Here is a 25,720-nt window from a genome sequence, read left to right on the forward strand (position 1 = left end):
TTTCACTCTTCAGCGTTGTTCGGCCGTCGCGAGGTGCCAGGCCAGCACGTCGGAAGCACCAGCCTCGGATACTTCCATGTGCGGCATACGTGCCGACGGACCTTTCGCGGTCCCGTGACCACGTCGCACGTGGGATGCATTTAGTCGACTAAATGCGGCACGATCTCATTGTGCGATCTCCACGCGGCGCAACATCACTCATCAGTGTTGTTCGCGCGTTTTGCTTGTTGCTCAAAATTACGAACACGTGTTCGACTGGATTGCGGTATTATGGAGAGGTGTCCGAGACCTTCCTTCCCGAGTTGCCGCAAGAGCTGTGGCGCGCCGGCAAGCTGGAGCTTGCGCATGGCGTGGAGCAGTCGTTGCAGGTGATCAGGGTGGCGACCGCTTGTCTGGGGCGGTTCCTGGCGGAGATCGAGGCCCGGGGCGTCAACGACTTGTACGGCTATGGCCGTACGGATAAATGGTTCGCCGATATGGCGGGACTATCGGTGAGTGAGGCGCGGGCGGTGGTGAACCGGGCCCTCGCCCTGAACCCGACCCGCGCGTTGGACGGCACCGAGGTTCCGCCTGTCGCTCCCGCGACCGCGGCGGTGGCGGCTCAGGGGTTGGTCGGGGATGAGCGGATCGATCAGATCCTGGAGATTTTGAAGAACCTTCCGGCCGAGCTTTCGGCCGAGGAGCGGGCAGGTGCGGAGCAGATCCTCGCGAACCTTGCCCCGAGCGCCGGTCCGCGGCAGCTCGCCGAGGCCGAGGCGAATCTACTGGGCTTGCTGGATCCGGATGGCAAGGAACCGAAGGAGCCAGAGCCGAAGGAACCGCGCCGCGAGATCACCCTGGAACGCCGGAAAGACGGGTTCTGGAAACTGACCGGCCTCCTCGATGACGAAACCGGGGCCCGCACCGCCGCCGCCCTGGAGGCCTACGCCCAGCCACGCCCAGTCGACGAGTTCGGACAAGCCGACCTGCGGATGAAATGCGAACGCCTGGGAGATGCCTGGGCCGAACTCCTCGACCTCGCGATCGCCTGCCCAGACCAGCCGGGCACCAGCGGCTACCGCACCTTGGTCCACGTCACCATCGGACTCGACGCGCTGAAGTCCGGTCTCGGCACCGCCTGCCTGGACTTCGTCGGAACCATGACCGCCCGGGAAGCCCGACTGGCGGCCTGCGATTGCCTGATGTTGCCGGTCGTGATGAGTGCTGCGGGTGAGCCCCTCGACCTGGGGCGGCTACGACGGTTTGTCACGCCCGGCCAGCGCCGGGCGTTGAACATCCGTGACGGCGGTTGCGCGTTCCCCGGCTGTCATCGGAAACCCAAGAACTGCCACGCCCACCACATTCATCACTGGGCGGACGGGGGTCCGACGGATCTCCGGAATCTGGTGCTGCTGTGCAGCTTCCATCACCGGCTGATTCATCATGGTGATTGGGAAGTACGGATGGCGGCCGACGGGTTACCGGAGTTCATTCCACCCCAGTATCGGGATCCGCTCCGAAAACCCCGGCGTAACACCCTGCATCACGTCTGAACATCGAGGAGCCCGTCGGCGACGGGCCTCTCGTCATGCCCGGTGGTAGACCGTGTGGATTTTGGGACATCTGACGTCCCAAAATCCACACAGTCCACGGACCGATCACGACCGGAAGACCGGCGCTCGACCGAGCGGAACCAACACGAAGCCCCCGCGTGACCGGACCGATCACACACAACTGTGTGGATTTCGGGTCATCCAACGTCCCGAAATCCACACGGTCCATCGCCAACGGACCGATCACGAGATCTAGCCCCAAAAGCCCCGAAGTGACTTTGCCCCGAATGCGGACTAACGCTCCCCCCGGATGGTCCGCCGCAGCTTCGGCACCCGCTCGTGCAACGTCCGCTCCGCCCCACGCTGCGTCGGCTCGTAGTAGTCACGCCCCACCAGCTCGTCCGGCGGATACTGTTGCGCCAGAACACCTTCCGGCACGTTGTGCGGATACCGGTAGCCCTTCGCGTTGCCGAGTTTCTCCGCGCCCGCGTAGTGCCCGTCGCGCAGATGCGGCGGCACCGTCCCGATCCGCCCGGACCGGACATCGCTCAGCGCGGCGTCGATCCCGGTGATGACGGCGTTCGACTTCGGCGCCGTCGCCAGGTGCACGGTCGCCTGCGCCAGCGCGAGACGGCCTTCCGGCATGCCGATGAACTGCACGGCGTGCGCCGCCGCGACGGCCGATTGCAGTGCCGTCGGGTCGGCCATGCCGATGTCCTCGCTCGCGTGCACGACCAGGCGCCGGGCCAGGAACCGCGGGTCCTCCCCCGCCTCGATCATCCGTGCCAGATAGTGCAACGCGGCGTCGACGTCGGACCCTCGGATCGATTTGATGAACGCGCTGATGACGTCGTAGTGCTGGTCGCCGTCGCGGTCGTAGCGCACCGCCGCCTTGTCCACTGTGGACTCGACGATGGCGAGGTCGATCGTCTTGGCCTCGGTCGCGCTCGCCGCGTCGGCGGCCGCTTCCAGTGCGGTGAGCGCTCGCCGCGCGTCGCCGGAAGCCAGCCGCACCAGATGTGCCCGCGCGTCCTCGGTCAGGGTGAGTTCGCCGCCGAGACCGCGTTCGTCCGCCAGCGCGCGCTCGATCAGCGCGACGATGTCGGCGTCGGTCAGCGGCCGCAGCTGCAGCACCAGCGACCGCGAGAGCAGCGGCGAGACGACCGAGAACGACGGGTTCTCCGTGGTGGCGGCCACCAGCAGCACCGTCCGGTCCTCCACCGCGCCGAGCAGGGCGTCCTGCTGGGTCTTGGAGAACCGGTGGACCTCGTCGATGAACAGCACCGTGTTCTCGGCGTTGTAGTTCCGGCGGCGGCGGGCTTCCTCGATGACCCCGCGCACCTCCTTCACCCCGGCCGACAGCGCCGACATCGCCACGAACCGGCGGCCGGTCGCGGCCGAGACGAGGTTCGCCAGCGTGGTCTTGCCGGTGCCCGGCGGGCCGTAGAGCAGCACGGAAGCGGGGGCCGCGCCTTCGACGAGCCGCCGCAGCGGCGCGCCCTCGCGCAGCAGGTGCTGCTGGCCGACGACCTCGTCGAGCGACCGCGGCCGCATCCGTACCGCCAGCGGCGAGCCCGCCGGTACGGCGACCTCCCTCGGCTCGGCCGGCTCCGGCGGCGGACCGAGGTCGGGGTTCACGGTGAAGAGTTCGTCCTGTGCCACGGTGTCGACGGTAGCCGTACCCACCGACGGTTCCGGGCACAGGTCAGCGCAGCCGCTCCCGGAACGAATGCCACATGATCACGGCCGCGTACGGCACGAACTCGCGACCCCGCCGCCACACCCACGGGATGCCCTTGAGCACCAGCCAGCCGACGTGCCCGGCCGCGCTCGGCTCCACGCCTCCCGAGCAGGTCAGGCTGACCGGCTTCGGCACCGCGAACCCGGCCTCGGCGAGCCGTTCGGTGAACCCGGTCGCCAGCATCCGGTGCCCGAGCTCCGACGGGTGCAGCCGGTCGACGCTCCACGCGGTGAGGTCGTAGGCGCCGGGCAGCAGTTCGAGGTCGAGACACGGCACGCCCTCGCGTTCGACGACCCCGTCGATGGCGGCGTTCAGCTCGGCAACCCGCTGGCTCAACGCGCGCCGCAGCGACTGCGGGAGGCGGAACACCTTCCCGTGGTCGTGGTAGCGCACCGGGACCACGACGGTGCCGACGGCGGCCAGCGAACGGATCACCTCGGTGAGGTCCGCGGCGATCTTCTCGGCGCTGAAGTCGGGGCGCAGTGTGTCGTTCATGCCCGCCACCACCAGCGCGACGTCCGGCCGGTGCGCCACGGCCTCCGGAAGCTGCTTCGTCAGCACGCAGCCCATGCGCGCTCCGGTGAACGACGGGTTCAGATAGCCGTCCGGCTCGACGCCGAGCGCGTCGGCGACGAGCGGGCCGACCCCGCGCCAGCCGCCCCGGTCCGGCAGCGGATCGCCGAGGCCCACGGCCGTGGAATCGCCGAGCACGACCAGTCTGCGGGCGGACCGCGGGGCGGCCGGCGCGGGAGGAAGGAGGGGTTCGGGACTCGGAGTGACTTCGACACTGATCACGGTCACGGTAGCCACCATCGGCCACGCAGACTCACCTGCGGTGATGCCTGGGTAACGCGGCGAGGACGGTCGAGCGAAAAGTCAGTGCGGCGGCTACCGGAACGCCGGATAGAACGCGAGATCGGCGTGCGGCCCGAGCCTGGCACCGAGGGCCGCGGCGACCTTGGTGGCGTGCTCGGAGATATGCGTCAGGCGGGCGCGCAGCGAGTGTTTGGCCAGCTCCCGCCACCAGGTGACCAGCGCGGCCTCCCGGCTGATCGGCGTGGCGTGCCGGTCCAGCTCCAGTTCCGGGAGGATCTCCCAGGTGAGCACCCACAGCAGGAGCAGCTGACCGTCCATCAGGTGCTCGGCCAGCGCGTCCTCGTCCGCGAGCCCCGGCCAGACCGAGACGACCTCGGACCGCCAGGCCGCGATCATCGCCTCGCTCATCCCCGGCGGCAGGGCCAGCGCGTCCGCGCTCGACGCGAACGGGAGCCGCAGGTACGCCACGTCCATCAGGGTGCTGCGCACCCGGCCGCGTTCGAAGTCGAGGAACCGCACTCCGCCGCTAGTCACGAGGTTGTTGTCCGGGCTGAGATCGACGGGGCTGAACGCGCGGTACGACGGCGCGCCCGCTCGCCCGGCGACCTCCATGACACGCTGTTGCACCGGCTCCGGCGTCTCGACTTCGAGCAGTTCCTCCAGCAGCCCCGGCAGTTGCGCACAGACCGCCGGCAGCGGCGCGTCCTCGTTCTTGACCGGACCGCCGAGACGGCGCAGCAGCGCGTTGAAATCGGGCTCGCGGCTCGCCGTGGTCGCGTGGAGCCTGCCCAGCGACCGGGCCCAGGACAGCAACGCGCGTTCGGCACCGCGGGCGTCACGGGCGTGGAGTTTGTCGTGCAGCGTCGGGACGCCGCCGAGGTCCTCGATCACCAGGACACGGTCCCGGCCGTCGTGGGCCAGCAGCTCCGGGCACATCCGGTCCTCCGGCGCGAGCGCGGTGAACAGCTGGTAGCTGACCGCCTCCTGCGCGAACGGATCGGGTCGTCCCGGTTCGGGTGGATCGGGGTAGTGCTTGATGACCAGGGTGCGCGGCAGCGCGAACGGCGACGACGCCACCCGCGCCCGTACGACCGTGGCCGGGCCGCTGCCCGCGAGGTCCTCAGGGGCGACGAGGGTGATCGCGCTGCCGAATCTGCGCGAAAGGACCGACTCGCCGGCGGCGACCGCGGCCGCCACGGCGAGGGTTTCGGCTCCAGCTCCGACGGTCGAATCGTCGGCAGAGGAGGTATCGACTGTCATTACCACCGACCCTACTCGTGACTGAGCAACCATGACCACTGAGATCCGGGCAACCACGCGCACTGGCGCGATCGGCGGACTCATCCGCGTGAAAGCGGACGTTCCGTCACCCTCGATCGTTGCCCACGACGCCGCAATGTCAGCACAATGGCCGCAGCTGCAACGATTCCGATGAGATTGACCAGCAGCTGACCGGCCGAATAGAGACACCGGTCCCATTGACCGGCAACCGCCGCGACCACCGCGTAACCCGCCGCGGGAACCGTCGTCACCGAGATGAAGACACCCACGAGCGCGGCGGATTTGGCCGAAGTCATGGAAAGCATGCCCGCCGCACCGGCGAGGAGCGCGACGATCAGCGACGCGACTCCCACCTTGTAAACGAAATCCACTTCGTGGTTGTCCGCGAGCTTGCTGACCTCGAGCACCCCGGTGACGTTGCCCAGCAGCACCACGCCGAGCGTGATCACCATGGCGATCGGGAAGCCGCCCAGCAACGCGACGGCGCCCTGCTTCACGAGATCTCCCCGGCGTAGCACCAGCCCGACCGCGATGGCCGCCAGCGGACCGAATTCCGGCCCCACGACCATCGCGCCGACGATGGTGACCGCCGAGTTGGTGACCACCCCGACCGCCGCCAGCAGGCACGCGATGGTCAGGAATGCCTGAAATGTCCAGGTGAGCCGGGATTCCTCGCCGGAGCGGCCGACGAGTTCCTGCCACACCACGGCGTCCGCGCCTTCGCCCGGCGCGGCTTCCTCGGCCTTGTCGGCGGCGTCGGACACCGCGGTGTCCAGCGCTTCCAACGTGATGCCGCCGGTGTGGTCGAGGTCGAGGGCGCACAGCGACTCGACGATCTCGTCGGTCGCCTCGCGGGCGATGTCCGCCTCGATCAGGTCGCCCTCGGGCGCGACCGCCACCCCGTGATGCACGACGAGGTGCGCGGTCCCGGCGTGTGCCCGCAGGATCCGGATCGCTTCGTCGGTCCGGTCCGGCGGGCACACGGCCCTGAGATGGAGCATCAGTTCTTGACGGACGGCGCGGGCTTGGCGTCGATGCCCGCCTCTTTGCGCTGCTCCGCCGTGATCGGGGCGGGAGCGGCGGTCAGCGGGTCGAACCCGCCGCCGGTCTTCGGGAACGCGATCACGTCACGCAGCGACTCGGCCTTGGCCAGCAGCATGACGATCCGGTCCCAGCCGAACGCGATACCGCCGTGCGGCGGCGGGCCGAAGGCGAAGGCGTCGAGGAGGAAGCCGAACTTCTCCTGCGCCTCCTCCTCGGACAGGCCCATCAGCTCGAAGACCTGCTTCTGCAGCTCCTGCTGGTGGATACGGATCGAGCCGCCGCCGATCTCGTTGCCGTTGCAGACGATGTCGTAGGCGTAGGCCAGCGCGTTGCCGGGGTCGTCGGCGAGTTTGCCGATCCACTCCGGGGTCGGCGAGGTGAAGGCGTGGTGCAGTGCCTTCCACTTGCCGCCGCCGACGGCGACGTCGTCGGACTCCTCGGCCGAGATGAACATCGGGAAGTCGACGACCCAGACGAACGACCAGGCGTTCTCGTCGATCAGGCCGAGACGGCTGCCGATCTCGAGCCGGGTGGCGCCCAGCAGCGCACGCGCGTCGGCGGGCTTACCGGCGGCGAAGAAGACACAGTCGCCGGGCTTGGCGCCGACGGCTTCGGCGACCGTCTCGCGCTCCTTCTCCGACAGGTTCTTCGCGACCGGCCCGCCGAGCGTGCCGTCCTCGTTGACCAGGATGTAGGCGAGCCCGCGGTGCCCGCGCTGCTTGGCGAAGTCCTGCCAGGCGTCGAGGGTGCGGCGCGGCTGGTCGGCCCCGCCCGCCATCACGACGGCCCCGACGTACGGCGCCTGGAACACGCGGAACGGGGTGTCGGCGAAGAACGCCGTCATGTCGGTCAGTTCGAGGTCGAAGCGCAGGTCCGGCTTGTCCGAACCGTACTTCTCCATCGCCTCGGCGTAGGTGATGCGCTGGAACGGCCGGGGGATCTCGGCGCCGATCAGCTTCCACAGCGCGGTGACGATGTCCTCGCCGAGCGCGATGACGTCGTCCTGCTCGACGAAGCTCATCTCGATGTCGAGCTGGGTGAACTCCGGCTGCCGGTCGGCGCGGAAGTCCTCGTCCCGGTAGCAGCGCGCGATCTGGTAGTACCGCTCGAGGCCGCCGACCATCAGCAGCTGCTTGAACAGCTGCGGCGACTGCGGGAGCGCGTACCAGGAGCCGGGCTTGAGGCGGGCCGGGACCACGAAGTCACGGGCGCCCTCGGGGGTGGAGCGGGTCATGGTCGGGGTCTCGACCTCGACGAACTCCTGGGCGTGCAGCACCTCGCGGGCGGCGCGGTTGACCTCGCTTCGCAGGCGCATCGCGGCCGCGGGGCCACTGCGGCGCAGGTCGAGGTAGCGGTGCTTGAGGCGCACCTCTTCGCCGACGTCGACCCGGTCGTCGATCGGGAACGGCAGCACGGCGGCCTCGGACAGCACCTCGAGCTCGGTGACCAGCACCTCGATCTCGCCGGTGGGGATCTCGGCGTTGGCGTTGCCCTCGGGCCGCTTCGAGACCTCGCCGACGATGCGGACGCAGTACTCGGAGCGCAGCTGGTGGGCGCGCTCGGCCATCTCGCCCTCGCGGAAGACGACCTGGCTCACGCCGCTGGCGTCGCGCAGATCGATGAAGATGACGCCGCCGTGATCGCGCCGCCGGGCCACCCATCCGGTGAGGGTGACCGTCTGACCGGCGTGCTCGGCACGCAAGGTGCCGGCTTTGTGGGTGCGAAGCACTGCGGGTGCTCTCCTTCGGCATCACGATTCTGCGATTCGACGGCGCCGCGGTTCGACTGCTCTGCGCCGACGTCAAAGGCTAACGAATAGCCCTGGATGCCTCGCGACCAGGTGCAAACCCCCGGGTTTCGTCAGATCGTCGGCCAGGCTTCCAGCGCGGCGACCATCCGCCGCGTATGCGCCAGATAGTCGGGCACGGACAGGATCCGGCCGTCGATGTTCTCCAGCAGCCAGCCGGAGGCCGCCTCCCGCGACGCGAAGAACTCCGTGCAGACCAGCGCCTCGACGTAGTCCTGACCGAGCGCGAGGTCGATCCCGGACAGCCGTGACGCGGCGACCACGGCGTGCGGCGGGTCGACGCTCAACACCCGGTCGCGGGTGAAATGGACGCGGACGCGTGCTCCGGTCGCCGGGCAGACCGCGTCCGCGTGCACGGGTTCACCGGTGGCGACGGCCAGGAGGAACAGGTCGACCCGGTACCGGTCGGAACCCGGCCGCTCGGCCGGGCGCGAGCCGCGATCCATCACGACCAGGCCGTCGCGGATGACGAAGCCCATCAGGTCCATCAAACGGTGGGCTTCGGCCGGGTCCATGCCGACCGTGGCGGCGAGTCTTCCGATGGCGATGGGGTGTCTGCCCGCTCTGGTCAGCTTGGTCGCGGCCCAGGCGATGCGGACAGCGGCGGTGCGATCCGTACGGGTGGTCAACAGGCACCTCCTCGCCTTTGTCCCCTTGAGATTAGGCACGAAAAGGTTTTCCGCCAAGCCACTGCGCCGAACGGCCGAATCCGTTGTGCGGTAAGAAAATTCACATTGCACGGCAGGCAACGGGACGGCGCACTTTCGGCCATGTGAGGCGAAAGTGGCGGCTACAGCAGTTTGAGCTGCTCGGCGGGCGGCGTCACCGCCTCCCCGGAACGCTGCACGGGCATCGTCACCTGCATCCGTTCCCCGTCGTCCGCACGGGAACCGAAGCCGTGACGGCGCAGCAACGGGCCGACCCGGGCGCCGAGCCGCTCCCTATAGGACTTCGGCAGATAGGCGCCGCGCGAGTACAGCTCGCGGTATTTCGGCACCAGCTCCGGATGTTCCCGGCCGAGCCAGCGCGCGAACCATTCCCGCGCACCGGGCCGCAGATGCAACGGAAGGACGGTGACCCGGGTGGCACCGGCCTCGGCCAGCCGCGAGAACAGGGCGTCGAGCGCGGCCACCGAGTCGGTCAGGTAAGGGAGCACGGGGGCGACCAGCACCGAGCACGGCAGCCCGGCGTCGCGTGCCTTGCGGATCAGGTCGAGCCTCGCGCGCGGGCCGGGAGTCCCCGGCTCGAGACGGCGTTGCAGCTCCTCGTCCAGCAGCGCGAGCGAGATCGCCAGCCCGGCCGGCACGTCCTTCGACACCGATTCCAGCAACGGGAGATCCCTCGCCAGCACGGTTCCCTTGGTCAGGATCGACAGCGGCGTGCCCGAATCGGCCAGCGCGGTGATGATGCGCGGCATCAGCTTGTAGCGGCCTTCGGCGCGTTGGTAGGGGTCGGTGTTCGTACCCATCGCGACGTGCTCGCGTGTCCAGCTCGGCCGCCGCAGCTGCGCGGCCAGCACCTCGGGCGCGTTGACCTTCACGATCACCTGCGTGTCGAAATCGCGGCCGGCGTCGAAGTCCAGGTACGTGTGGGTGTTCCTGGCGAAACAGTTGTGCGAGACCATGCCGTCGGCGATGAAGTCGCCGGTGCCGGTGGTGATGTCGAACAACGGCAGCTCGATGCCCAGCGGCTCGATGGACGTGACCTTCCGCCTCGTCCGGCCGATGGGGAGGCCGTCGAGCGACCGTTTCCAGCCGACGGCGGGATCGGCGAGATGGAAGAACCGCACCTCCTCCGGAGGCCCGCCGAGGATCTGCACCGTCCACAGCGGACGGAACTTGGCGTTTTCGGTTATGACGTAACGGAAGCCGAAGTTACCCAGAGCGGAACAGAAGGTCGAGACGATGTCCTTTTCGTCATGGGTGACGCGCAACGCGCCGTGCCGGTAGCTCCCGGCGAGGTCGAACAGCCCGGCCAGGAAACCGCGCAGCCAATGGGAATCCGGCGATGGCGGCACCTGCACGAAGCCGACCGACGCACCGAAATCCGGCAGGTATCCCAGCGCGCGGTCCGCCGCGTCCTTCTCGGCCGAGAACCCGCCGGAGCGCAACATCCCGCACAGGTATCCGGCGCGATAGCCGATGGTGTCGTCCGGGGTGCGCGCGAGCCTCCCGACGCCGACGAGTTCGGTGCCGCCGACCAGATGCGGCCGCTGCGCCGCGCCGAACCGGGTGCCGGTGACGTGTTTCCAGCCGCGACCGGTCAGGAACCGGTGATCGCCACTGGCCACGATGGACGTGCCGTCGTCGAGGGACAGCCGGTATGCCGGTTTCAGTGTCGACCAGTGCGCGAGGACCTTCGTCGGCACCAGGCGGCGCCCCGCGCCGCGCCCGCGCGTCCCGTAGATCGCGTCGCCGGGTGCAAGCTCCGCCAGCGGCTTCGTCCGGCCGTCGGCCATCAGGACCGGCGTCCCGCCTTCGAGACAGTACGTACACGCGTGCGAGCAACCGCGATACGGGTTCACCGTCCATCCGAACGGGACACCCGAGCCGTCGGGCACCTTGTTCAGCACGGATTTGGCGTGCACCTCGTGGAAGGTGACGCCGTCGAACTCCGGTGTGCGCACCGAGCGCAGCAACCCGTCCAATCCGGGCAGTACCGGCTCGCCGCCGTCCGCCCGCTGTTGATCCCATCGCACCCGGCCAGTCGAACACACGTTCTAGACGGGTGTCAAACGTATGTTCGAACGAGGGTGATCTTCGCGGCTAGAGCTTCGTGATCTCCTCCGCCAGGTACCCGGCGGGCTGGATCAGCCCGGCGCACCGGCTCTCTCCGCGCGGCGCCACCGAACGCCGGCGCACCGTCACCGAGTAGAAGTCCTCGCCGCCGCGCACGGTGACGACCCGCGCGTCGGATTCGAGCAGCGGTTCCTCCTGAACGGCGAGCACGTCGTCCAAACCGGGCAGGTCCAGCCGCCGCCGGAGCGCGATCTCCGCGAACTGCGCCCACGCCGTCCGGGCGGACGTCCGGCCGCGAAGCCGCTCCGGCTCGACCTGGCCGCGCAGCGCGGCCTTGGCGACCAGCGCCGCCTCGGCCGGGTTGAGCTGGCCGTGCAGGAAACCGTCGGGGACCACCAGCAGGTTGCCCGCCCAGCGATCGCCGCCGACGTGGCTGACCTCCCAGGACCGGCCGGGATGGTTGGTGTTGAGCGCCGAGGCCAGCGGGCGGCCGAGCACCGCGCAGCACATGTCCTTGGTGCCGTGGGTGCAGACCAGGAACAGCGGCCCCTCCACGCGGGTGCCGAGCCCACCGGTGCCTTCGGCGACGGCTTCGAGGTCCAGCGCGGCCAGTTCGCCCAGGTCGTGGATCTCGAGGCGTTCCAGCCAGCGATTGCCCGGTTCTCCCCCGCCGACGTACACGGAACGGGGGCGATCCGGGTCCCGCTGATGTTTGCCGGGACGGCGGATCAGCAGCGGCCGGAGCCCGTGCGACCGTCTCAAGTTCTCGAGCAGCTCACGGCGCTCGGCGGGGAAGGCCTCGTCGAGGACGTTCTCCAGCGCGTCCGCGGGCCAGGGGCCCGGCTGCTCGATGAGCAGCCAGCACCGCATGTCCGCCGCGGTGCCGGCGGGGCTCGCCCCCAGCATGCGCGCGACGGTGGCACAGCCCGGCAGCGCGGCGGGCGACGCCGGGCTGTCCGGCGCTGGGGTGTCCGAGAGCTGAGCGGTCATCGGCTGACCCCTCCGGACTTCACCTTAGGCATGCCTTAGCTTACCCCGTCCGGCCTCCCTTCACACTTCTCGCCTTCTGTGACTTTCAGCCGATCGAGAGAAGTCCCTGCGTGGCGAGCTCGCCGAGGAACGCCCGCACCGTCCCCCGATCGAGTTCGGACAGCTCGGCGAGTCGCTTGACCGCCTGCGGCGAGCCGTCGAGCAGTGCCTTCAGCAGCGGGGTCGCGGCGCCCGCGAAGACGAACCGCTTCCCGTCCGCGAGCAGGGTCACCCGGCCGTCACCTTCTTCGAGCACCGCCCTCGGGACGAGGAACCGGACCTCGGTCTCGTCGCCGTCCGGCAGCAGGCCGGGGGTCGCCGCCCAAGGCAGGCCGACCCGCGGATGCGCCGGGGCCGCCGAGTCGCGTTCGGCGAGGAACCGGTCGACGACGTCGGTGGTCAGCGCGGCTTCCAGTTCCGCGCGCAAGGCCGCGGCGCGGGCCGCGCGCTCCTCCGCCGTCCCGAACCTCGGGAGGTCCTGCCGGAAGGCGGTGCTCGCCCGCAGCTTGTCGGCGAGCCACGCGACGAGGTCGATCCCCGTCGCCGGACTGAAGCCGAGCGTGAGATGCAGCGACATCTCCCCCACCGCGGTGACGTCGTGCCAGTGCCCGCGCGGGACGTAGAGGACGTCGCCGTCTTCGAGGACGAAGTCGTCGATCGGTTCCCCGGGCCGCTCGGGCTGCTCGACGTCGCGATGCAGCGGCGCCTGCCTGGTCGGGCCGTGCATCCGCCAGCGTTTGCGGCCGGCGACCTGGATGATGAACGCGTCGTGGTCGTCCCAGTGCACGTCGAAACCGTGGGTCACGCCCCAGCCGGCGTACAGGTTGACCTGGACGCTCTCCCGGAGGTCGTGTTCGAGGCTCCTGGCGAGATCGCCGATCGGGTCGCTGAGTTCCTGGATGGCGTCGAGCACCATCGTCGCGCCGCCGCGCAGGTGCTCGGTGAACGGAGCGGCCTGCAGACGGGGGACGGTGCCACTGCGGCGGGTGGGGACGAGATCGGTGTAGCTCTCCATGGGCACCGGAGTGCCGTCGAGCGCCAGGCGCAACCGCGGGAACTCCAGCCGATGCTGCCGGAGGATCGCGTTCAGCGCCGGCCACGGCAGCAGGTCGGCGAAGCGGCCCGCGCGGCCTTCGAAACGGCGGTAGGTCTCGCCCTGGACGTCTTGGAAGAACTGGCTGACCCCGAGCGGAGCCACGAGGTCAGCCAGCGTCGGCGTTTCGGGCACTCAGCCGTCGTTGCCGTCGTTGTCGGCGGCCGCGCCGTTGGCCTTCCCGCGGTCGACCGCGGTCGGGATCTTCTCGACCTCCAGCAGCAAACCGCTGTCGGGAGCCTGCGTACCTGACTGTTCCTGTGCCATCCTGCCACCTTTTTCTCGGACGAGCGGACGGACCGAAAATCGGCCTGGAGCGCAGCCAAGCCTACGACACGTTTCGTGAAAATTCACTGTCCAGCAGGGAAAAACGGCCTTGTGAGCGATCTTCGACACCGCGGCGCCGGTTCACCCGGACAGCGGTTCTAAGCTGGCATTCATGGCTGATCCGGCATCCGTTCCGAAGCGTCGTCCGGCGACGCGCTGGGACGTCCTGGCGGTCATCGGCGCCGGTGGCGCGCTGGGCAGCCTCGCCCGCTACGGCCTCTCGGCCGCGATCCCCCGCACCGCTGGAGAATTCCCGCTTTCCACCTTTGCCACCAACGTTTCCGGCTGTCTGCTGATCGGCGTCCTGATGGCGGTCATCACCGGCGCCACGAGTCCGCATCGGCTGCTGCGCCCCTTCCTCGGGGTGGGGATCCTGGGCGGTTACACCACGTTTTCGACCTATACGACCGAGACACTCGATCTTGTGACCACCGGGCATCCGTTCACCGGATTGTCGTACGCGGCGGGTAGCGTGGTCACCGCCCTGGTCGCGGTCCTGATCGGCGGGGAAGCGACCCGGGCCTGGCTGAACCGGACTGGAGCGAAACCATGAGGCTCTCCGGGCGCGCGCTACGGCTGTCGGTCCACGTGGGCGAGGACGACGTCTGGCACCACAAGCCGCTGTACCACGAGATCGTGCGGCGGGCGCACGACGCCGGGCTCGCCGGCGCGTCGGTCTTCCGCGGGATCGAGGGGTACGGCGCGAGTTCACTGATCCACACGACCCGGTTGCTCTCCTTGTCCGAAGACCTGCCGGTGGTGATCGTGATCGTCGACGAGGAGGCGCGGATCCGGGCGTTCCTGCCCCAGCTCGACGAGCTGATCGGCGAGGGCCTGGTGACCCTCGATGAGGTCGAGGTCATCCGCTACGCGGGCCGGACGGCACGATGACCGTCCTGTTCGTCGCGGTCGGCGGCGGCCTCGGCGCGATCCTGCGCTACCTGACCGACAGGCGCGTGGGGGCCTGGCGGAGCTCCGCGTTCCCCTGGGGCACGCTCACGGTGAACGTCGTCGGCTCGGCGATCCTCGGCGTGCTCACCGGCTGGGCACTGCACGGCGGTCAGCCGGACGCCGTCCGCGCGCTGCTGGCCGTCGGTTTGTGCGGCGGGCTCACGACGTTCTCGACGTTCGGGTACGAAACCCTGCGCCTGTTCACCGAGAAGGCGCGGCTCTACGCCGTCGTCAACGTCTGCGTGACGGTCTTCGCCGGGCTGGCCGCGGCGGCCGCGGGCCTGCTGCTGGCCGCCGCCGTCTGGCACTGACTCACTCTTCGGGCGCCATCCGCCACACGGCCGCCGCGATCGCGTCGCGCTGTTCGGCCGGGAGGTCGGCCGCCATCTCCTCCAGCTTCTCGACGACGCCTTCGTGGGCGGCGTTCGCGAGCCGGAGCCCCTCCTCCGTCAGCGTGATCTTCAGCGCGCGGCGATCGCAGGAATCCGCGACCCGCTCCACGAGCGCGCGCCGCTGCACGCGGTCCACCAGGCCGGTGACGCTGGACTTCTCAAGGTTCAGCATCTTGCCGAGGTCGGTCATCCCGACGCCCGTCTCCCCCTGAGCCAGCACGCAGAGCAACTGCGCCTGCTGCGGCGTGAGGTCGTAAGACCGGCCGACGTCGATGAAAGCCCGCTGCACGAGATGCGAAAGCCGCACCAGCGCCGTCGCGAATCCGAGGTCTTCGGCCGTGGTCATGACCGCAGTCTACTTGACGATCGTTCGGAGTACGAACTACTGTAGTTCGCAGTACCAACATTACGCACTACGAACTAGGGGATCTCATGACCACGACCGTGGCCGTCATCGGCGGGGGATACGGCGGCACGACCGTCGCCAAGGAGCTGGACTCGTTCACCGACGTCGTGCTCGTCGAGCCGCGCGAGGATTTCGTCCACCACGTCGCCGCGTTGCGGGGGCTCGTCGATCCCGAGTGGACGGATCGGCTCTTCTACCCGTACTCCGGGCTTCTCGAGCGGGGACGGGTGCTGCGCGACCGCGCGGTGAGCGTCGACCAGAGCGGCGTCACGCTCGCGTCGGGCGAGCGGCTCGCGCCGGACTACGTCGTACTGGCGACCGGTTCGGCGTACCCGTTCCCGGCGAAGATCGATTTCCACGACAGCGCGTCGGCGAAGGCGAAGATCCGCGCCACCCGGGAGGAACTCGCGGGAGCGGAGAAGGTGCTGCTGCTCGGCGCGGGGCCGGTCGGCCTCGAACTGGCGGGCGAGATCAAGGCGGTGTGGCCGGAGAAGGCCGTGACGATCGTCGACCCGGCGAAGGAGATCCTGGCCGGCTTCCCGGACGAGTTCCGCGCGGAGATCCGCCGCCAGCTCGACGACCTGGGCGTCGAACTCCTGCTCGGCACTTCACTGACCGAGGCCCCGGTCTCGGAGCCCGGCCAGGCCAAGACGTTCACCTCGGGGCTCACCGGCGGCGGCGAGGTGACCGCCGACCTGTGGTTCCAGTGCTACGGCGGCGCGCCGCACACCGCGTACCTCGACGGCGAACTGGCCACCGCGCGGCGGGCGAACGGGCAGATCGAGGTGACGCCCGAACTCCGTCTTCCTGGGCAGCCCCGCGTGTTCGCGCTCGGCGACATCACCGCGCTGCCGGAGGGGAAGCTCGCGAAGGTGGCCGGTGACCACGCGGAGGTCGTCGTCGCCAACATCCGGGCGCTGATCGAAGGCGGCGAGCTGCGCGTCCACACCCCGGGCGGGCCGATGATCTCGTTGCCCCTCGGGCCTTCCGGGGGCGCGACCTACGCCGAGGAGGCCGGCGTCCTGGACGCGGCGACGACTTCGGAGATCAAGGGGTCGCACATGATGGCGTCGCGGTACGACGAGCTCTTCAAGACCGCCTGAGCCGCCCCCGCGCACGCTAGGAACGGTCCTTTCCTTGCAAAATTTGCAAGGAAAGGACCGTTCATTGCATCCGGTGGGCCGGTCAGGACCGCGGAGCGAGGCCCCGCACGTGCGCGAAGGGGTCCTCACCCGTCGGCAGCAGCGCGATGATCGGCGTCGTCAGCCCGTTGTCCACATAGGACTGCACCTGCTCGCGGCAGGAATCGAGGCTGCCGTGGACGATCAGGTCGTCGACGACCTCGTCCGGGATGACCTGGTTCGCCTTCTGCCGGTCGCCCGCCGCCCACGCCTCGTGCATCGGCGCGAGCGCGTCGCCCCGGCCGAGCCATTCGTGGAACGCGGCGTACACCGGCACGGTGAGGTAGCTCGAGATGAGCATCCGCCCGAGCCCGCGCGCGGCGTTCTTGTCTTCGGTGGGGCAGACGAAGATCCGCGCGGCCAGTTCGACGTCCGGCCCGATTTCCGCACGGACCTTCGGCACGTCGGAGGCGGCGAGCCAGTTGGTGATGGCGCCGTCGGCCTCCTTCGCGGCCAGCCGCAGCATCCCCGGCCGCAGCGCGGCGAGCATGATCGACGGCGGCGGGTCGGCGGGCCGCTCCAGCCGGAACTTGCTGACGGAGAACGACTCGTACTCCTCGGTGACCTTCTCCCCCGCCAGCGCCGAACGCAGGAAACGCAGGGTGTCACGCGAGCGCGCGAACGGCGCCTCGAACTCGGCGGCGTTCCAGTTCTTCACGATCACCGGCGACGACGCGCCGATGCCGAGCACGAACCGGCCAGGCGCCAGTTCCGCGACGGTCGCCGCGCTCATCGCCAGCAGCCCGGGCCCGCGCGTGTACACCGGCACGATCGCGGTGCCCAGCCTCAGCCGCGGCGCCCACTGCGAAGCCAGCACCAGCGGGGTGAAGGCGTCGTGGCCCGCCGTCTCGGCCGACCACGCGTCGGTGTAGCCGAGATCCGGCAGTTCCCGCACCATCTCCTCGTGCGCCGCGAGCGGCACCCCGGTCAGCGGAATGGTGATGCCCCACCGTTTCATGCGTTCTCCTCGCTCTTGACCGCGGCACCGGACAGCTCACGCACGATCCAGTCCACCTGCGTGCGCATCAGGTTCTCCGCGACCTCTTCGGCTTGCGGCGTCATATGCGTCGCGCCGGCCAGCGGCAGGAACACGTGCGCGCGTCCCTTGGCCAGCAAGGCCGACGACAGGCGCAACGAGTGGGCGACGAAAACGTTGTCGTCGGCCAGTCCGTGCACGATCAGCAGCGCCCGCGAGAGGTCGCCGGCACCGGCGATCAGCGAGTTGTGCTCGTACGAAGCCGTTTCTTCCTGCGGCAGCCCGAGGTAGCGCTCGGTGTAATGCGTGTCGTACAGCGACCAGTCGGTCACCGGGGCACCCGCGACAGCGGCGTGGAAGACGTCGGGGCGTCGCAGCACGGCCAGCGCGGACAGGTAACCGCCGTAGGACCAGCCGCGGATCGCGACCCGTTCCAGATCCAGTTCCGGATGGAGCGCGGCCGCCGCGTGCAGGGCATCCACCTGGTCGGCGAGGGTCACGTCGGCGAGTTTGCCCGCGATCTCCTTCTCCCAGGCCGAACCCCGGCCGGGTGTCCCACGCCCGTCGGCGACCAGCACCGCGAAACCCTGGTCCGCCAGCCACTGCGGGGTCAGGAACGCGTTGCGGGTCTGCAGGACACGCTGGGCGTGCGGACCGCCGTACGGGTCGAGCAGCACCGGGAGCTTGCCTTCGCTCTCCTCGTACCCGGTCGGCAGCACCAGCGCGGCACGCAGGCCCCGCTCCCCCAGCGTCAGCCAGGTCAGGTTCGGCACGACGTCGGGGTCGACGGTGAAGGAACCGATACGCGCCACCGTCTTCTCGCCGGACACCACGGTCACCACCGGGCCGCTGCGCTCCAGGCTCCACGACGAGAGCACGGCCAGCGCGGCGTTCCCGGAGCCGACGTGCACACCGTCCTCAGTGGACAGACGACGGAGTTCCCCGCCCTCGGTGCGGAAGACGTGGATCTGTGTCGGGTCGGCCTCCGACGCGCTGAACAGCACCTCGTCGCCGACGTGCAGGACCGAGCGCACCTGCAGCCCCGGCGGGGTGACGGCCACGCCGTCGACGACCAGCCGGTGGTCACCGTCGGCGGCGCTCTCGCGCACCAGACGGCCGTCGGAGGTCCATGCCGGGACACCCGCGGCGAGCTCGACCCAGCGCTCGTCGGTCTCGGTGTGCAGCACCTCGACCGAACCGGTCGCCGGGTCGACCGCCTGGATCTCCAGCTTTCGCTGATCACGCGACTGCACGGACAGCAGCGGCTTGCCCGCGGCGGACCAGTGCACCGCGGCCAGGTACTCCCAGTCGGTCTTCGCGACGTCGACGCGAGTGCCGTCGAGGCCGAGGATCGCCAGCGTCACGTCCGCGTTCGTGGTGCCCGCCGCCGGATACGCGACGACATTGGCCGCCGACTGCGGATTGGCCGGGTCGGCGATCGTCCAGCGCGGTACGGCGGCCCGGTCGGACCGCTCGACGAGCAGGCTCTTCCCGTCCGGCGACCACCAGTAGCCTCGGGTGCGGCCCATCTCCTCCGCCGCGATGAACTCCGCGAGCCCCCAGGCGATGTCGTCACCTGCCTCGTCGATGAGTAGGCGGTCCTCGCCGGTCGCCCGGTCGATCACCCGCAGGCGCCGGTCGCGGACGTAGGCGACGTGCGTGCCGTCCGGGCTGGGGCGCGGGTCGACGACCGAGCCGTCGACCAGCACCGCCACCTCGCCGGTGCTCAGGTCGAGGGTGTGGAGCTTGCCCGAGAGCGAGAACGCGGCGACGGTGAAGGCGTCGTCGACCGCGTAGCCGACCACGCCGCCACCGGTCTCCCGGCTGCGCTCGCGGCGGGCGCGCTCCTCCGGCGGCAGGTCCTCTTCACCGGGCAGCAACTCGGCGGCGTCGACCAGCTTCGTCTCCTCGCCCGACGCGACGTCGAACGACCACAGGCTGTGCCGCGGGTCCGTCCCGGACTCGGTCCGCAGGAACAGGATGCGGGAGCCGTCCGGGGCGACCTTGAACTCTTTGGGCGCGCCGAGGGTGAAGCGCTGCGTGCGGGCCTGGCGGCGGAGGAACGGGAGATCTTCGAGGCTGATGTCGGTCACGACCGCACTCTCTCAGACGATCAACCGGAGACGCCAACGCCTTCCAGCTTCTTCAGCTCCGTTTCGGGATCGAAGTCGGCGGGCGGGAACTTCGGGTCCATCTCCTCGATCGTCTCGATCAGCAGCCGCGCGACCAGCCAGTTGCGGTACCACTTGCGATCGGCCGGGACGGCGTACCAGGGCGCGGCCGCCGTGGAGGTCTTGGCGAAGATGTCGGCGTAGGCCTTCTGGTAGTCGTCCCACTGGGCCCGCGCGTCGAGGTCGGCGGGGTTGTACTTCCACCACTTCGCCGGGGTCTCCAGCCTCGCCTTGAGCCGCTTCAGCTGCTCCTCCGGCGAGATGTCGAGGAAGACCTTCACGATGGTCGTGCCCGCCTCGGTCAGCTCCTTCTCGAACGCGTTGATCTCGGCGTAGCGCTTGCGCCACTCCGCCGCGGGCACCAGCTTCTGGACACGCGGCACCAGGATGTCCTCGTAATGCGAACGGTCGAAGACGCCGACCTGCCCCGGCTCGGGCAGCTGTTTGCGGATCCGCCACAGGTAGTGGTGACGCCGCTCGGCCGCGGTCGGCTTCTTGAACCCGGCGTACCGCACGCCCATCGGGTTGACGAGGCCGAGGACGTGACCCACGGTGCCGCCCTTGCCGGACGTGTCCATCCCCTGCAGGACCAGCAGGAGGCTCCGGTTCCCGCCGCCGACGCCCTCCGCGTACAACGCCTCCTGCAGCCCGGCGAGCCTGCCGCCGGCGTCGGCGAGGTCTTTGAGCCCCTTGGGCTTCTTGTCCGGCCCGATCGGGAACGAACCCGGATGGTGCCGCTCGCCGCTTTTGCCGATCCTCAGCGTGTCCCGGACGGAGACGGTGTCCTTTTTCGCCATCCGGCGACGATAACCGCGGTCCGGGCCGCGCGCCTCCGGTGATCGACGACGCCGCTGCACGATTTCGCCACTCGATGGAGTCGATACGCAACGAACAACGGGTCAAAGCAACGTTTCCCGGATGAAAGCTGCCGGATGGGCATCTAACCTGAACGCATGACGACCGCCGACTTCATCGCGCTCGACGAGCAGTGGAGCACGCACAACTACCACCCCCTGCCCGTGGTGATCGCCACCGCCGAAGGCGCCTCGGTCACCGACGTCGAGGGCAAGACCTACCTCGACTTCCTCTCCGGTTACTCGGCGCTGAACTTCGGGCACCGCCACCCCGGGCTCATCGCCGCCGCGGTCGAGCAGTTCGGCCGGGTGACGCTGACCTCGCGCGCCTTCCACCACGACCAGCTCGGGTTGTTCTGCAAGGAGCTCGCCGAGCTGACCGGTACCGAGATGACCCTGCCGATGAACTCCGGCGCCGAAGCCGTCGAATCCGCGGTGAAGATCGCCCGGAAGTGGGCGTACCGGGTCAAGGGCGTCCCCGACGGGACCGCGGAGATCGTCGTCGCGGGCTCCAACTTCCACGGCCGCACGACGACCATCGTGTCCTTCTCCACCGACGAGACCGCGCGCGCCGACTTCGGCCCGTTCACTCCGGGCTTCGTCACGGTCAAGTACGGCGACGCCGAAGCGCTCCGCGACGCCATCACCGAGCGCACCGCCGCGATCCTGCTGGAGCCGGTGCAGGGCGAGGCGGGCGTCATCGTGCCGCCCACCGGCTACTTCGCCGAGGCGCGGCGGCTGTGCGACGAGCACAACGTCCTGCTGATCGCCGACGAGATCCAGTCCGGTCTCGCCCGCACCGGCACCGTCCTCGCGCTCGATCACGAAGGCGTCCGCGCCGACGTCTACACGCTGGGCAAGGCGCTCGGCGGTGGCATCATGCCGGTCTCGGCCGTCGTCGGGAGCAAGGACGTGCTCGGCGTACTGCGGCCGGGTGAGCACGGCTCCACCTTCGGCGGGAACCCGGTCGCGTGCGCGATCGGCCGCGCCGTGGTCGGCCTGCTGAAGACCGGAGAGTTCCAGGAGCGATCGCGGGAACTGGGCGCCCACCTGCACTCGCGGCTCGGCGAACTGGTCGGCGACGGGCTCGCCGAGGTCCGCGGGCGCGGGCTCTGGGCGGGGATCGACATCGCGCCCGGCGGGCCGACCGGCCGTGAGGCGTCGACGGCGCTCGCCGAACGCGGCGTGCTGTGCAAGGAGACGCACGACCACACGCTGCGGATCGCGCCGCCGCTGGTGATCAGCCGCGAGGAGCTCGACCGCGGTATCGACGCCATCACGGAGGTCGTCAAGGGCGGGTGAACCTTTCGGACGGGTTGTACGTTGCCTGTCCATGGGAGAAGAGCGGGAGTGGGTGGAGCGGCCGCTGGTCGGCACCGAGACGGTGTCGCCGGAGGACTGGACCGCCAGGGGTAAGGCGCTGCGGGCCGAGGCGCCGACGTCCGCGCACGATCACGCGGCGGCGGGCGAAGGACGGCCGAGTGTGGCGGAGTTCTTCGCGCGAAGCAACGAAGGCCGCCTGCCGGAGCTGGTGGAACTGCGGCGCGAGCGCATGCTCGCGTCGCCGTTCACCTTCTACCGCGGGGCCGCCGGGCTGATGGCCGCCGATCTGGCCGGCTCGCCGGTGTCCGGGCTGACGGCGCAGCTCTGCGGGGACGCGCACGCCGCGAACTTCGGGCTGTACGGCACGCCCGAAGGTCAGATCGTCATGGACATCAACGACTTCGACGAATCGGTGCCGGGTCCGTGGGAGTGGGATCTCAAACGGCTCGCCGCGAGTCTCGTGCTCGCCGGCCGCGAGGGCGGCATCGGCGAGCCGGGCTGCCGTGAAGCCGCCGAGGACGCGGTGAAGTCGTATCGGCGCACCATCCGGGGGCTGGCGGAGGTGCCGTTCCTGCGGTCGTGGAACGCGCTGCCGGACGCGTCGGTGCTGAACAAGGTCAAGGCGCACGACCTGATCGACGACTTCGAGGAAGCGGCCGAGAAGGCACGGAAGAACACCAGTGCCAAGGTCACCGCGAAATGGACCCGGCGGATCGACGACCACGAGACCGGCCTCGAACGGCACCGGTTCGTCGAAGACCCGCCGGTGCTCACGCACGTCGACGACGCGACCGCCGAAGCCGTCGTGACCGGACTGGTGTCCTATGTGGACACGCTGCGCGAGTCGCGGCGGACGCTGATCTCCCGGTACCGGGTGTCCGATGTGGCCTTCCGGGTGGTCGGCACCGGCAGTGTCGGGCTGCGCAGCTACGTCGCGCTGCTGCACGGGAACTCCGGTGAAGACCTGGTGCTGCAGGTGAAACAAGCCAACCCGTCGGCGCTCGCGCCGTTCCTCGGTCTGCCCGCTCCGGAGCACGAGGGCCGCCGGATCGTCGAGGGCGCGCGGCTCGTGCAGGCCGAATCGGACATCCTGCTCGGCTGGACGACCATCGACGGGGTCCCGTACATCGTGCGGCAGTTCCGGAATCTCAAGGGCGACATCGACCCGGCGGAGCTGAAGAAGGACCACCTCGACGACTACGGTCGCCTGGCAGGCGCGTTGCTGGCGCGGGCGCACGCGCGGTCGCTGCATCCGCGGATGCTGGCGGGGTACTTCGAGGACGACGAAGACCTCGATGAGGCCATCGGGGCCTACGCCGTGCGGTACGCGGATCAGACCGAAGCGGACTTCGAGGCCTTCGGCGCCCTCTGACCTCTGCCGCGTTTAGTCCTCTGAATGCGGCCGGTCAGCCCCCTCCGGCGTGCTAGGAACGGTCCTTTCCTTGCGAAATTTGCAAGGAAAGGACCGTTCATTGCACGCGCAGGGACCTCACACCAGGGCCAGGACGTCGTCGGCGCAGCCCCAAGCCAGCGTGATCCCCGCACCCCCGTGCCCGTAGCAGTGCACGACCCGCCCGTCCCGCTCCAGCCGCACCTCGGGCCGGAACGGCCGCAAGCCGACCTTCGCGCCCAGCACGGGCGCGTCGGCCAGCGCGGGCACGAGTTCGCGGCACCGGCGCACGATATCCGCGGTCACGCCGGGGTCCGGCTCGACCGAATCGCGGCCGGGCTCCTGCGTTCCGCCGCAGACGACATGGCGGCCGTGCGGGATCACGTGCCGCAACACCGGCGTCGACCCGTCGACGATCCATTCGGTCAGCCCCGGATCGGCGAGGTGGACGACCTGGCCGCCGACCGGCACCACGGTGCCGTCCCCCGCCAGCCGTCCCCCGCCGAGCCCGGCGGCGTTCACCACGAGGTCCGCGTCGAGGTCATCCAGGCGCGACACGGTGCGGTATTCGGTGCGCACGCCCAGTGCGGCGACCTCCCCGGCGAGCCAGTCGAGGTACACCGGAGTGTCGACCAGCGCGGTGGTGAAGGTGAGCCGTCCGGGTTCGTGGTCGAGGCCGGGCATGGACAGCGCCCACGACGGCGGCGGCGCCTCGCGGGGGACGACGTACGTTCCCCGGAGCATGCGCACCCCGGGAGCACCGAGGGTGCGGTATTCCGCGACACTCGTCGTGGTCCAGCGGTCGACCCGGTCGGAGTTCGCCGCCAGCGGCGGGAACAGCACGCCACCCGCGACCGCCGACGTCGTCTCCCCCGGTCCGGCGTCGGTGAGCACCGTGACGTCGTGCCCGGCCCTCGCCAGCCGGTGCGCGCAGCTCAGCCCGATCACCCCGCCGCCGACCACACTGATCCGCATCGAAAGCCCCCTTCGTCCTCGCGAGCCGTCCCTGCATGGTGACTGATCGCCCGTCACGTAATCTCGCCGGATGAGCGGAAAGGCGCCGTACGGGCTGGTCGCGGTGACGTGCGCCGTGATCATGGTCGTGCTCGGGGTGCTGGTCTCCGGCGAAGGTCTCTCGGGTCCGGACGAACTCGCCGTGAGCTGGGTGGAGCGCGCTTTCGGCCCCGACACCGACCTGCTGCGGCTACTGGTGCTGCCGACCGAGGCCTACGTCCTGATCCCGGTCGCGGTCCTCACCGCCGTCCTGTGCCTCATCGGCGGGCGCAGGCTCGAAGCGGCGCTGATGCTCGTGGGCCCGCTCGTCGCGATCCTCTCGAACACCTGGGTGCTCAAACCGCTCTTCGACCGCTGGAAGTACACCTACCTCGCCTATCCCAGCGGGCACACCGTCGCGCTGGTCGCGGTGCTGACCGTGCTCATCCTGCTCGCCCGCCCCGGTGTCGCGACGGCGGTCATCGCGACGGTGGGCGCGGTGGTGCTCTGCGGCGTGACGATCGGCATGATCGGCCTCGGCTACCACTACCTGACCGACGTCGTGGGCGGCACGCTGTTCGCCGTCGCGACCGTATGCGCCACGTGGGTGCTGCTCACCTGGGCTGCACGGCGTCGCGCGCCAGTGCCGTCAGACGGCTGACGGCGCGCAGGTACTTCTTGCGGTAGCCGCCGTTCACCATCTCTTCGGTGAACAGCTCGGGCACCGGCTCGCCCGAGACCACCAGCGGGATCGCGCGGTCGTAGAGCCGGTCGGCGAAGGCGACCAGCCGCAGTCCGACGTTCTGGTCGGGCACCGGATGGATGTCGCGCAGATGCACCCGGGTCACCCCGTCGAGAAGCCTCCCGTAGCGCGAAGGGTGGAGCTTGCCGAGGTGGTCGCACAGCGCGTCGAAATCGTCCACAGTGGACTCGGGATGTGTGGCGGCGGAGGCTTCCAGCTCCTCGGGGCTCGCGGGCGGCGGCGCGTCCGGCAGGCCGCGGTGGCGGTAGTCCGGGCCGTCCACACGGCACACGCCGAACCGGGCGGACAACGACTGGATCTCGCGCAGGAAGTCCGCGGCGGCGAACCGGCCCTCGCCGAGTTTGTCCGGCAGCGTGTTGGAGGTCGCCGCGACGAAGACCCCGGCCGAGATCAGTTCCTGCAGCAGCCGCGTGACGAGCATGGTGTCGCCGGGGTCGTCGAGTTCGAACTCGTCGATCGCCAGGAACCGGTGTTCCGACAGCCGCCGCACCGCCTCGGCGAAACCCAGCGCGCCGACGAGGTGGGTCAGCTCTACGAACGTCCCGTACGCCTTGGGCGACGGCGTCTCGTGCCACGTCGAGGCGAGCAGGTGCGTCTTGCCGACGCCGAAACCACCGTCGAGGTAGAGACCCATCGGCCCGGACGGCGCCTCGTCCCCGCCGCCGAACAGCGCGCGCAGCTTCGACTTCGGCTTCCGGTTCGAAGACTCCGCCACGCGCTTCGCGAACGCCCCGCAGTCGACGACGGCCTGGGCCTGGCTCGGCTCGTCCGGGTTGGGCACGTAGGTGGAGAACCGGACCGCGTCGAACCTCGGCGGCGGGACGAGCGCGGTGATCAGCTCGTCGGCGGACAGCTCCGGACGGCGATCGATCAGGCGGGCGGGCATTCGCCGAGGGTAACGGCACCGTCGTC

Annotated in this window: 24 protein-coding genes; 8 read left to right on the top strand and 16 right to left on the bottom strand. The window is 69.8% G+C overall.

The window, feature by feature from the left end:
• Window positions 1–278 precede the first annotated feature (278 nt).
• Entirely contained in the window at window positions 279–1,532 is a 1,254-nt protein-coding gene (locus ACIBTM_RS07560; RefSeq protein ID WP_395875822.1) for a DUF222 domain-containing protein, read from the top strand.
• A 294-nt stretch (window positions 1,533–1,826) separates the two neighbouring features.
• On the opposite strand, the gene ACIBTM_RS07565 is transcribed toward ACIBTM_RS07560, so the two are convergent.
• The 10 genes from ACIBTM_RS07565 to ACIBTM_RS07610 all read right to left on the bottom strand — a co-directional run bounded on the left by ACIBTM_RS07565 (window position 1,827) and on the right by ACIBTM_RS07610 (window position 13,348).
• Complete coding sequence (locus tag ACIBTM_RS07565; protein WP_360133976.1) at window positions 1,827–3,194, bottom strand: replication-associated recombination protein A; 1,368 nt, start codon at window positions 3,192–3,194, stop codon at window positions 1,827–1,829.
• 43 nt (window positions 3,195–3,237) lie between these two features.
• Window positions 3,238–4,086 carry an SGNH/GDSL hydrolase family protein gene (locus tag ACIBTM_RS07570; RefSeq protein WP_395875680.1) on the bottom strand — a complete coding sequence of 283 codons (849 nt, stop codon included), beginning with the start codon at window positions 4,084–4,086 and terminating at the stop codon, window positions 3,238–3,240.
• A gap of 75 nt (window positions 4,087–4,161) precedes the next feature.
• Complete coding sequence (locus ACIBTM_RS07575; RefSeq protein ID WP_395875681.1) at window positions 4,162–5,349, bottom strand: phosphotransferase; 1,188 nt, start codon at window positions 5,347–5,349, stop codon at window positions 4,162–4,164.
• Window positions 5,350–5,429: 80 nt separating this feature from the next.
• Entirely contained in the window at window positions 5,430–6,371 is a 942-nt protein-coding gene (locus ACIBTM_RS07580; RefSeq protein ID WP_395875682.1) for a DUF389 domain-containing protein, read from the bottom strand.
• Window positions 6,371–8,143, bottom strand: a complete 1,773-nt coding sequence (gene aspS / locus ACIBTM_RS07585) for an aspartate--tRNA ligase (RefSeq protein ID WP_395875683.1) — start codon at window positions 8,141–8,143, stop codon at window positions 6,371–6,373. The genes ACIBTM_RS07580 and aspS overlap by 1 nt, the downstream gene beginning before the upstream one ends.
• 131 nt (window positions 8,144–8,274) lie before the next feature.
• Entirely contained in the window at window positions 8,275–8,850 is a 576-nt protein-coding gene (gene merB, locus ACIBTM_RS07590; RefSeq protein WP_395875684.1) for an organomercurial lyase, read from the bottom strand.
• 161 nt (window positions 8,851–9,011) lie between these two features.
• Entirely contained in the window at window positions 9,012–10,919 is a 1,908-nt protein-coding gene (locus ACIBTM_RS07595; RefSeq protein ID WP_395875685.1) for an intein-containing Rv2578c family radical SAM protein, read from the bottom strand.
• Window positions 10,920–10,986: 67 nt separating this feature from the next.
• Window positions 10,987–11,949: a sucrase ferredoxin gene (locus tag ACIBTM_RS07600; RefSeq protein ID WP_395875686.1), complete on the bottom strand. Its 963-nt coding sequence runs from the start codon at window positions 11,947–11,949 to the stop codon at window positions 10,987–10,989.
• An 85-nt stretch (window positions 11,950–12,034) separates the two neighbouring features.
• Window positions 12,035–13,216 carry a cupin domain-containing protein gene (locus ACIBTM_RS07605; protein WP_395875687.1) on the bottom strand — a complete coding sequence of 394 codons (1,182 nt, stop codon included), beginning with the start codon at window positions 13,214–13,216 and terminating at the stop codon, window positions 12,035–12,037.
• Window positions 13,217–13,348, bottom strand: coding sequence for a hypothetical protein (locus tag ACIBTM_RS07610; protein ID WP_005157133.1), 132 nt, complete (start codon window positions 13,346–13,348; stop codon window positions 13,217–13,219).
• Between the two features lie 172 nt (window positions 13,349–13,520).
• Here ACIBTM_RS07610 and crcB (ACIBTM_RS07615) point away from each other — a divergent pair, with 172 nt between their 5' ends.
• The 3 genes from crcB (ACIBTM_RS07615) to crcB (ACIBTM_RS07625) are packed head-to-tail and all read left to right on the top strand — an operon-like array spanning window position 13,521 to window position 14,670.
• The gene (gene crcB, locus ACIBTM_RS07615) at window positions 13,521–13,961 is read left to right on the top strand and encodes a fluoride efflux transporter CrcB (protein ID WP_395875688.1); all 441 of its coding nucleotides are present in this window, start codon (window positions 13,521–13,523) and stop codon (window positions 13,959–13,961) included.
• A complete protein-coding gene (locus ACIBTM_RS07620; RefSeq protein WP_395875689.1) occupies window positions 13,958–14,299 on the top strand; it encodes a DUF190 domain-containing protein in 342 nt (113 codons plus the stop codon). Before crcB (ACIBTM_RS07615) ends, ACIBTM_RS07620 begins: the two co-directional genes overlap by 4 nt.
• Window positions 14,296–14,670, top strand: coding sequence for a fluoride efflux transporter CrcB (crcB, locus tag ACIBTM_RS07625; protein WP_395875690.1), 375 nt, complete (start codon window positions 14,296–14,298; stop codon window positions 14,668–14,670). Before ACIBTM_RS07620 ends, crcB (ACIBTM_RS07625) begins: the two co-directional genes overlap by 4 nt.
• Before the next feature lies 1 nt (window position 14,671).
• Here the strand turns inward: crcB (ACIBTM_RS07625) and ACIBTM_RS07630 are convergent, their stop codons facing one another.
• Entirely contained in the window at window positions 14,672–15,097 is a 426-nt protein-coding gene (locus ACIBTM_RS07630; RefSeq protein ID WP_395875691.1) for a MarR family winged helix-turn-helix transcriptional regulator, read from the bottom strand.
• An 86-nt stretch (window positions 15,098–15,183) separates the two neighbouring features.
• Here ACIBTM_RS07630 and ACIBTM_RS07635 point away from each other — a divergent pair, with 86 nt between their 5' ends.
• A complete protein-coding gene (locus ACIBTM_RS07635) occupies window positions 15,184–16,260 on the top strand; it encodes an NAD(P)/FAD-dependent oxidoreductase (RefSeq protein ID WP_395875692.1) in 1,077 nt (358 codons plus the stop codon).
• Between the two features lie 82 nt (window positions 16,261–16,342).
• On the opposite strand, the gene ACIBTM_RS07640 is transcribed toward ACIBTM_RS07635, so the two are convergent.
• From ACIBTM_RS07640 to ACIBTM_RS07650, 3 genes are read right to left on the bottom strand one after another with little or no spacing between them, the layout of a single operon-like run.
• Window positions 16,343–17,296, bottom strand: a complete 954-nt coding sequence (locus tag ACIBTM_RS07640; RefSeq protein ID WP_395875693.1) for an LLM class F420-dependent oxidoreductase — start codon at window positions 17,294–17,296, stop codon at window positions 16,343–16,345.
• Window positions 17,293–19,407 carry a prolyl oligopeptidase family serine peptidase gene (locus ACIBTM_RS07645; protein ID WP_395875694.1) on the bottom strand — a complete coding sequence of 705 codons (2,115 nt, stop codon included), beginning with the start codon at window positions 19,405–19,407 and terminating at the stop codon, window positions 17,293–17,295. The genes ACIBTM_RS07640 and ACIBTM_RS07645 overlap by 4 nt, the downstream gene beginning before the upstream one ends.
• Before the next feature lie 20 nt (window positions 19,408–19,427).
• The gene (locus ACIBTM_RS07650; protein WP_395875695.1) at window positions 19,428–20,282 is read right to left on the bottom strand and encodes a PPK2 family polyphosphate kinase; all 855 of its coding nucleotides are present in this window, start codon (window positions 20,280–20,282) and stop codon (window positions 19,428–19,430) included.
• A 156-nt stretch (window positions 20,283–20,438) separates the two neighbouring features.
• Here ACIBTM_RS07650 and rocD point away from each other — a divergent pair, with 156 nt between their 5' ends.
• On the top strand, window positions 20,439–21,641 hold the full coding sequence (rocD, locus tag ACIBTM_RS07655; RefSeq protein WP_395875696.1) for an ornithine--oxo-acid transaminase: 1,203 nt from the start codon (window positions 20,439–20,441) through the stop codon (window positions 21,639–21,641).
• 31 nt (window positions 21,642–21,672) lie between these two features.
• Window positions 21,673–23,034, top strand: a complete 1,362-nt coding sequence (locus ACIBTM_RS07660; RefSeq protein ID WP_395875697.1) for a DUF2252 domain-containing protein — start codon at window positions 21,673–21,675, stop codon at window positions 23,032–23,034.
• Between the two features lie 117 nt (window positions 23,035–23,151).
• Here ACIBTM_RS07660 and ACIBTM_RS07665 read toward each other — a convergent pair whose 3' ends face one another.
• Window positions 23,152–24,027: an FAD-dependent oxidoreductase gene (locus ACIBTM_RS07665; RefSeq protein WP_395875698.1), complete on the bottom strand. Its 876-nt coding sequence runs from the start codon at window positions 24,025–24,027 to the stop codon at window positions 23,152–23,154.
• Window positions 24,028–24,097: 70 nt separating this feature from the next.
• Here ACIBTM_RS07665 and ACIBTM_RS07670 point away from each other — a divergent pair, with 70 nt between their 5' ends.
• Window positions 24,098–24,706: a phosphatase PAP2 family protein gene (locus tag ACIBTM_RS07670; RefSeq protein ID WP_395875699.1), complete on the top strand. Its 609-nt coding sequence runs from the start codon at window positions 24,098–24,100 to the stop codon at window positions 24,704–24,706.
• Here the strand turns inward: ACIBTM_RS07670 and zapE are convergent.
• Window positions 24,660–25,694, bottom strand: coding sequence for a cell division protein ZapE (zapE, locus tag ACIBTM_RS07675; protein ID WP_395875700.1), 1,035 nt, complete (start codon window positions 25,692–25,694; stop codon window positions 24,660–24,662). The two genes, ACIBTM_RS07670 and zapE, sit on opposite strands and share 47 nt — an antisense overlap.
• Between the last annotated feature and the right edge of the window lie 26 nt (window positions 25,695–25,720).

The sequence above is a fragment of the Amycolatopsis sp. NPDC049868 genome (genome assembly GCF_044461365.1).
Taxonomy (GTDB): domain Bacteria; phylum Actinomycetota; class Actinomycetes; order Mycobacteriales; family Pseudonocardiaceae; genus Amycolatopsis.

What these genes read in the sequence shown, in the direction of transcription:
- ACIBTM_RS07610 (WP_005157133.1), bottom strand. Translation starts at nt 13,348, where the DNA reads ATGGCACAGGAACAGTCAGGTACGCAGGCTCCCGACAGCGGTTTGCTG.
- rocD (WP_395875696.1), top strand. Translation starts at nt 20,439, where the DNA reads ATGACGACCGCCGACTTCATCGCGCTCGACGAGCAGTGGAGCACGCAC.
- crcB (WP_395875688.1), top strand. Translation starts at nt 13,521, where the DNA reads ATGGCTGATCCGGCATCCGTTCCGAAGCGTCGTCCGGCGACGCGCTGG.
- ACIBTM_RS07650 (WP_395875695.1), bottom strand. Translation starts at nt 20,282, where the DNA reads ATGGCGAAAAAGGACACCGTCTCCGTCCGGGACACGCTGAGGATCGGC.
- ACIBTM_RS07660 (WP_395875697.1), top strand. Translation starts at nt 21,673, where the DNA reads ATGGGAGAAGAGCGGGAGTGGGTGGAGCGGCCGCTGGTCGGCACCGAG.
- crcB (WP_395875690.1), top strand. Translation starts at nt 14,296, where the DNA reads ATGACCGTCCTGTTCGTCGCGGTCGGCGGCGGCCTCGGCGCGATCCTG.
- ACIBTM_RS07600 (WP_395875686.1), bottom strand. Translation starts at nt 11,949, where the DNA reads ATGACCGCTCAGCTCTCGGACACCCCAGCGCCGGACAGCCCGGCGTCG.
- ACIBTM_RS07580 (WP_395875682.1), bottom strand. Translation starts at nt 6,371, where the DNA reads ATGCTCCATCTCAGGGCCGTGTGCCCGCCGGACCGGACCGACGAAGCG.
- ACIBTM_RS07620 (WP_395875689.1), top strand. Translation starts at nt 13,958, where the DNA reads ATGAGGCTCTCCGGGCGCGCGCTACGGCTGTCGGTCCACGTGGGCGAG.
- ACIBTM_RS07570 (WP_395875680.1), bottom strand. Translation starts at nt 4,086, where the DNA reads ATGGTGGCTACCGTGACCGTGATCAGTGTCGAAGTCACTCCGAGTCCC.
- ACIBTM_RS07670 (WP_395875699.1), top strand. Translation starts at nt 24,098, where the DNA reads ATGAGCGGAAAGGCGCCGTACGGGCTGGTCGCGGTGACGTGCGCCGTG.
- zapE (WP_395875700.1), bottom strand. Translation starts at nt 25,694, where the DNA reads ATGCCCGCCCGCCTGATCGATCGCCGTCCGGAGCTGTCCGCCGACGAG.
- ACIBTM_RS07665 (WP_395875698.1), bottom strand. Translation starts at nt 24,027, where the DNA reads ATGCGGATCAGTGTGGTCGGCGGCGGGGTGATCGGGCTGAGCTGCGCG.
- ACIBTM_RS07635 (WP_395875692.1), top strand. Translation starts at nt 15,184, where the DNA reads ATGACCACGACCGTGGCCGTCATCGGCGGGGGATACGGCGGCACGACC.
- ACIBTM_RS07575 (WP_395875681.1), bottom strand. Translation starts at nt 5,349, where the DNA reads ATGACAGTCGATACCTCCTCTGCCGACGATTCGACCGTCGGAGCTGGA.
- ACIBTM_RS07640 (WP_395875693.1), bottom strand. Translation starts at nt 17,296, where the DNA reads ATGAAACGGTGGGGCATCACCATTCCGCTGACCGGGGTGCCGCTCGCG.
- ACIBTM_RS07630 (WP_395875691.1), bottom strand. Translation starts at nt 15,097, where the DNA reads ATGACCACGGCCGAAGACCTCGGATTCGCGACGGCGCTGGTGCGGCTT.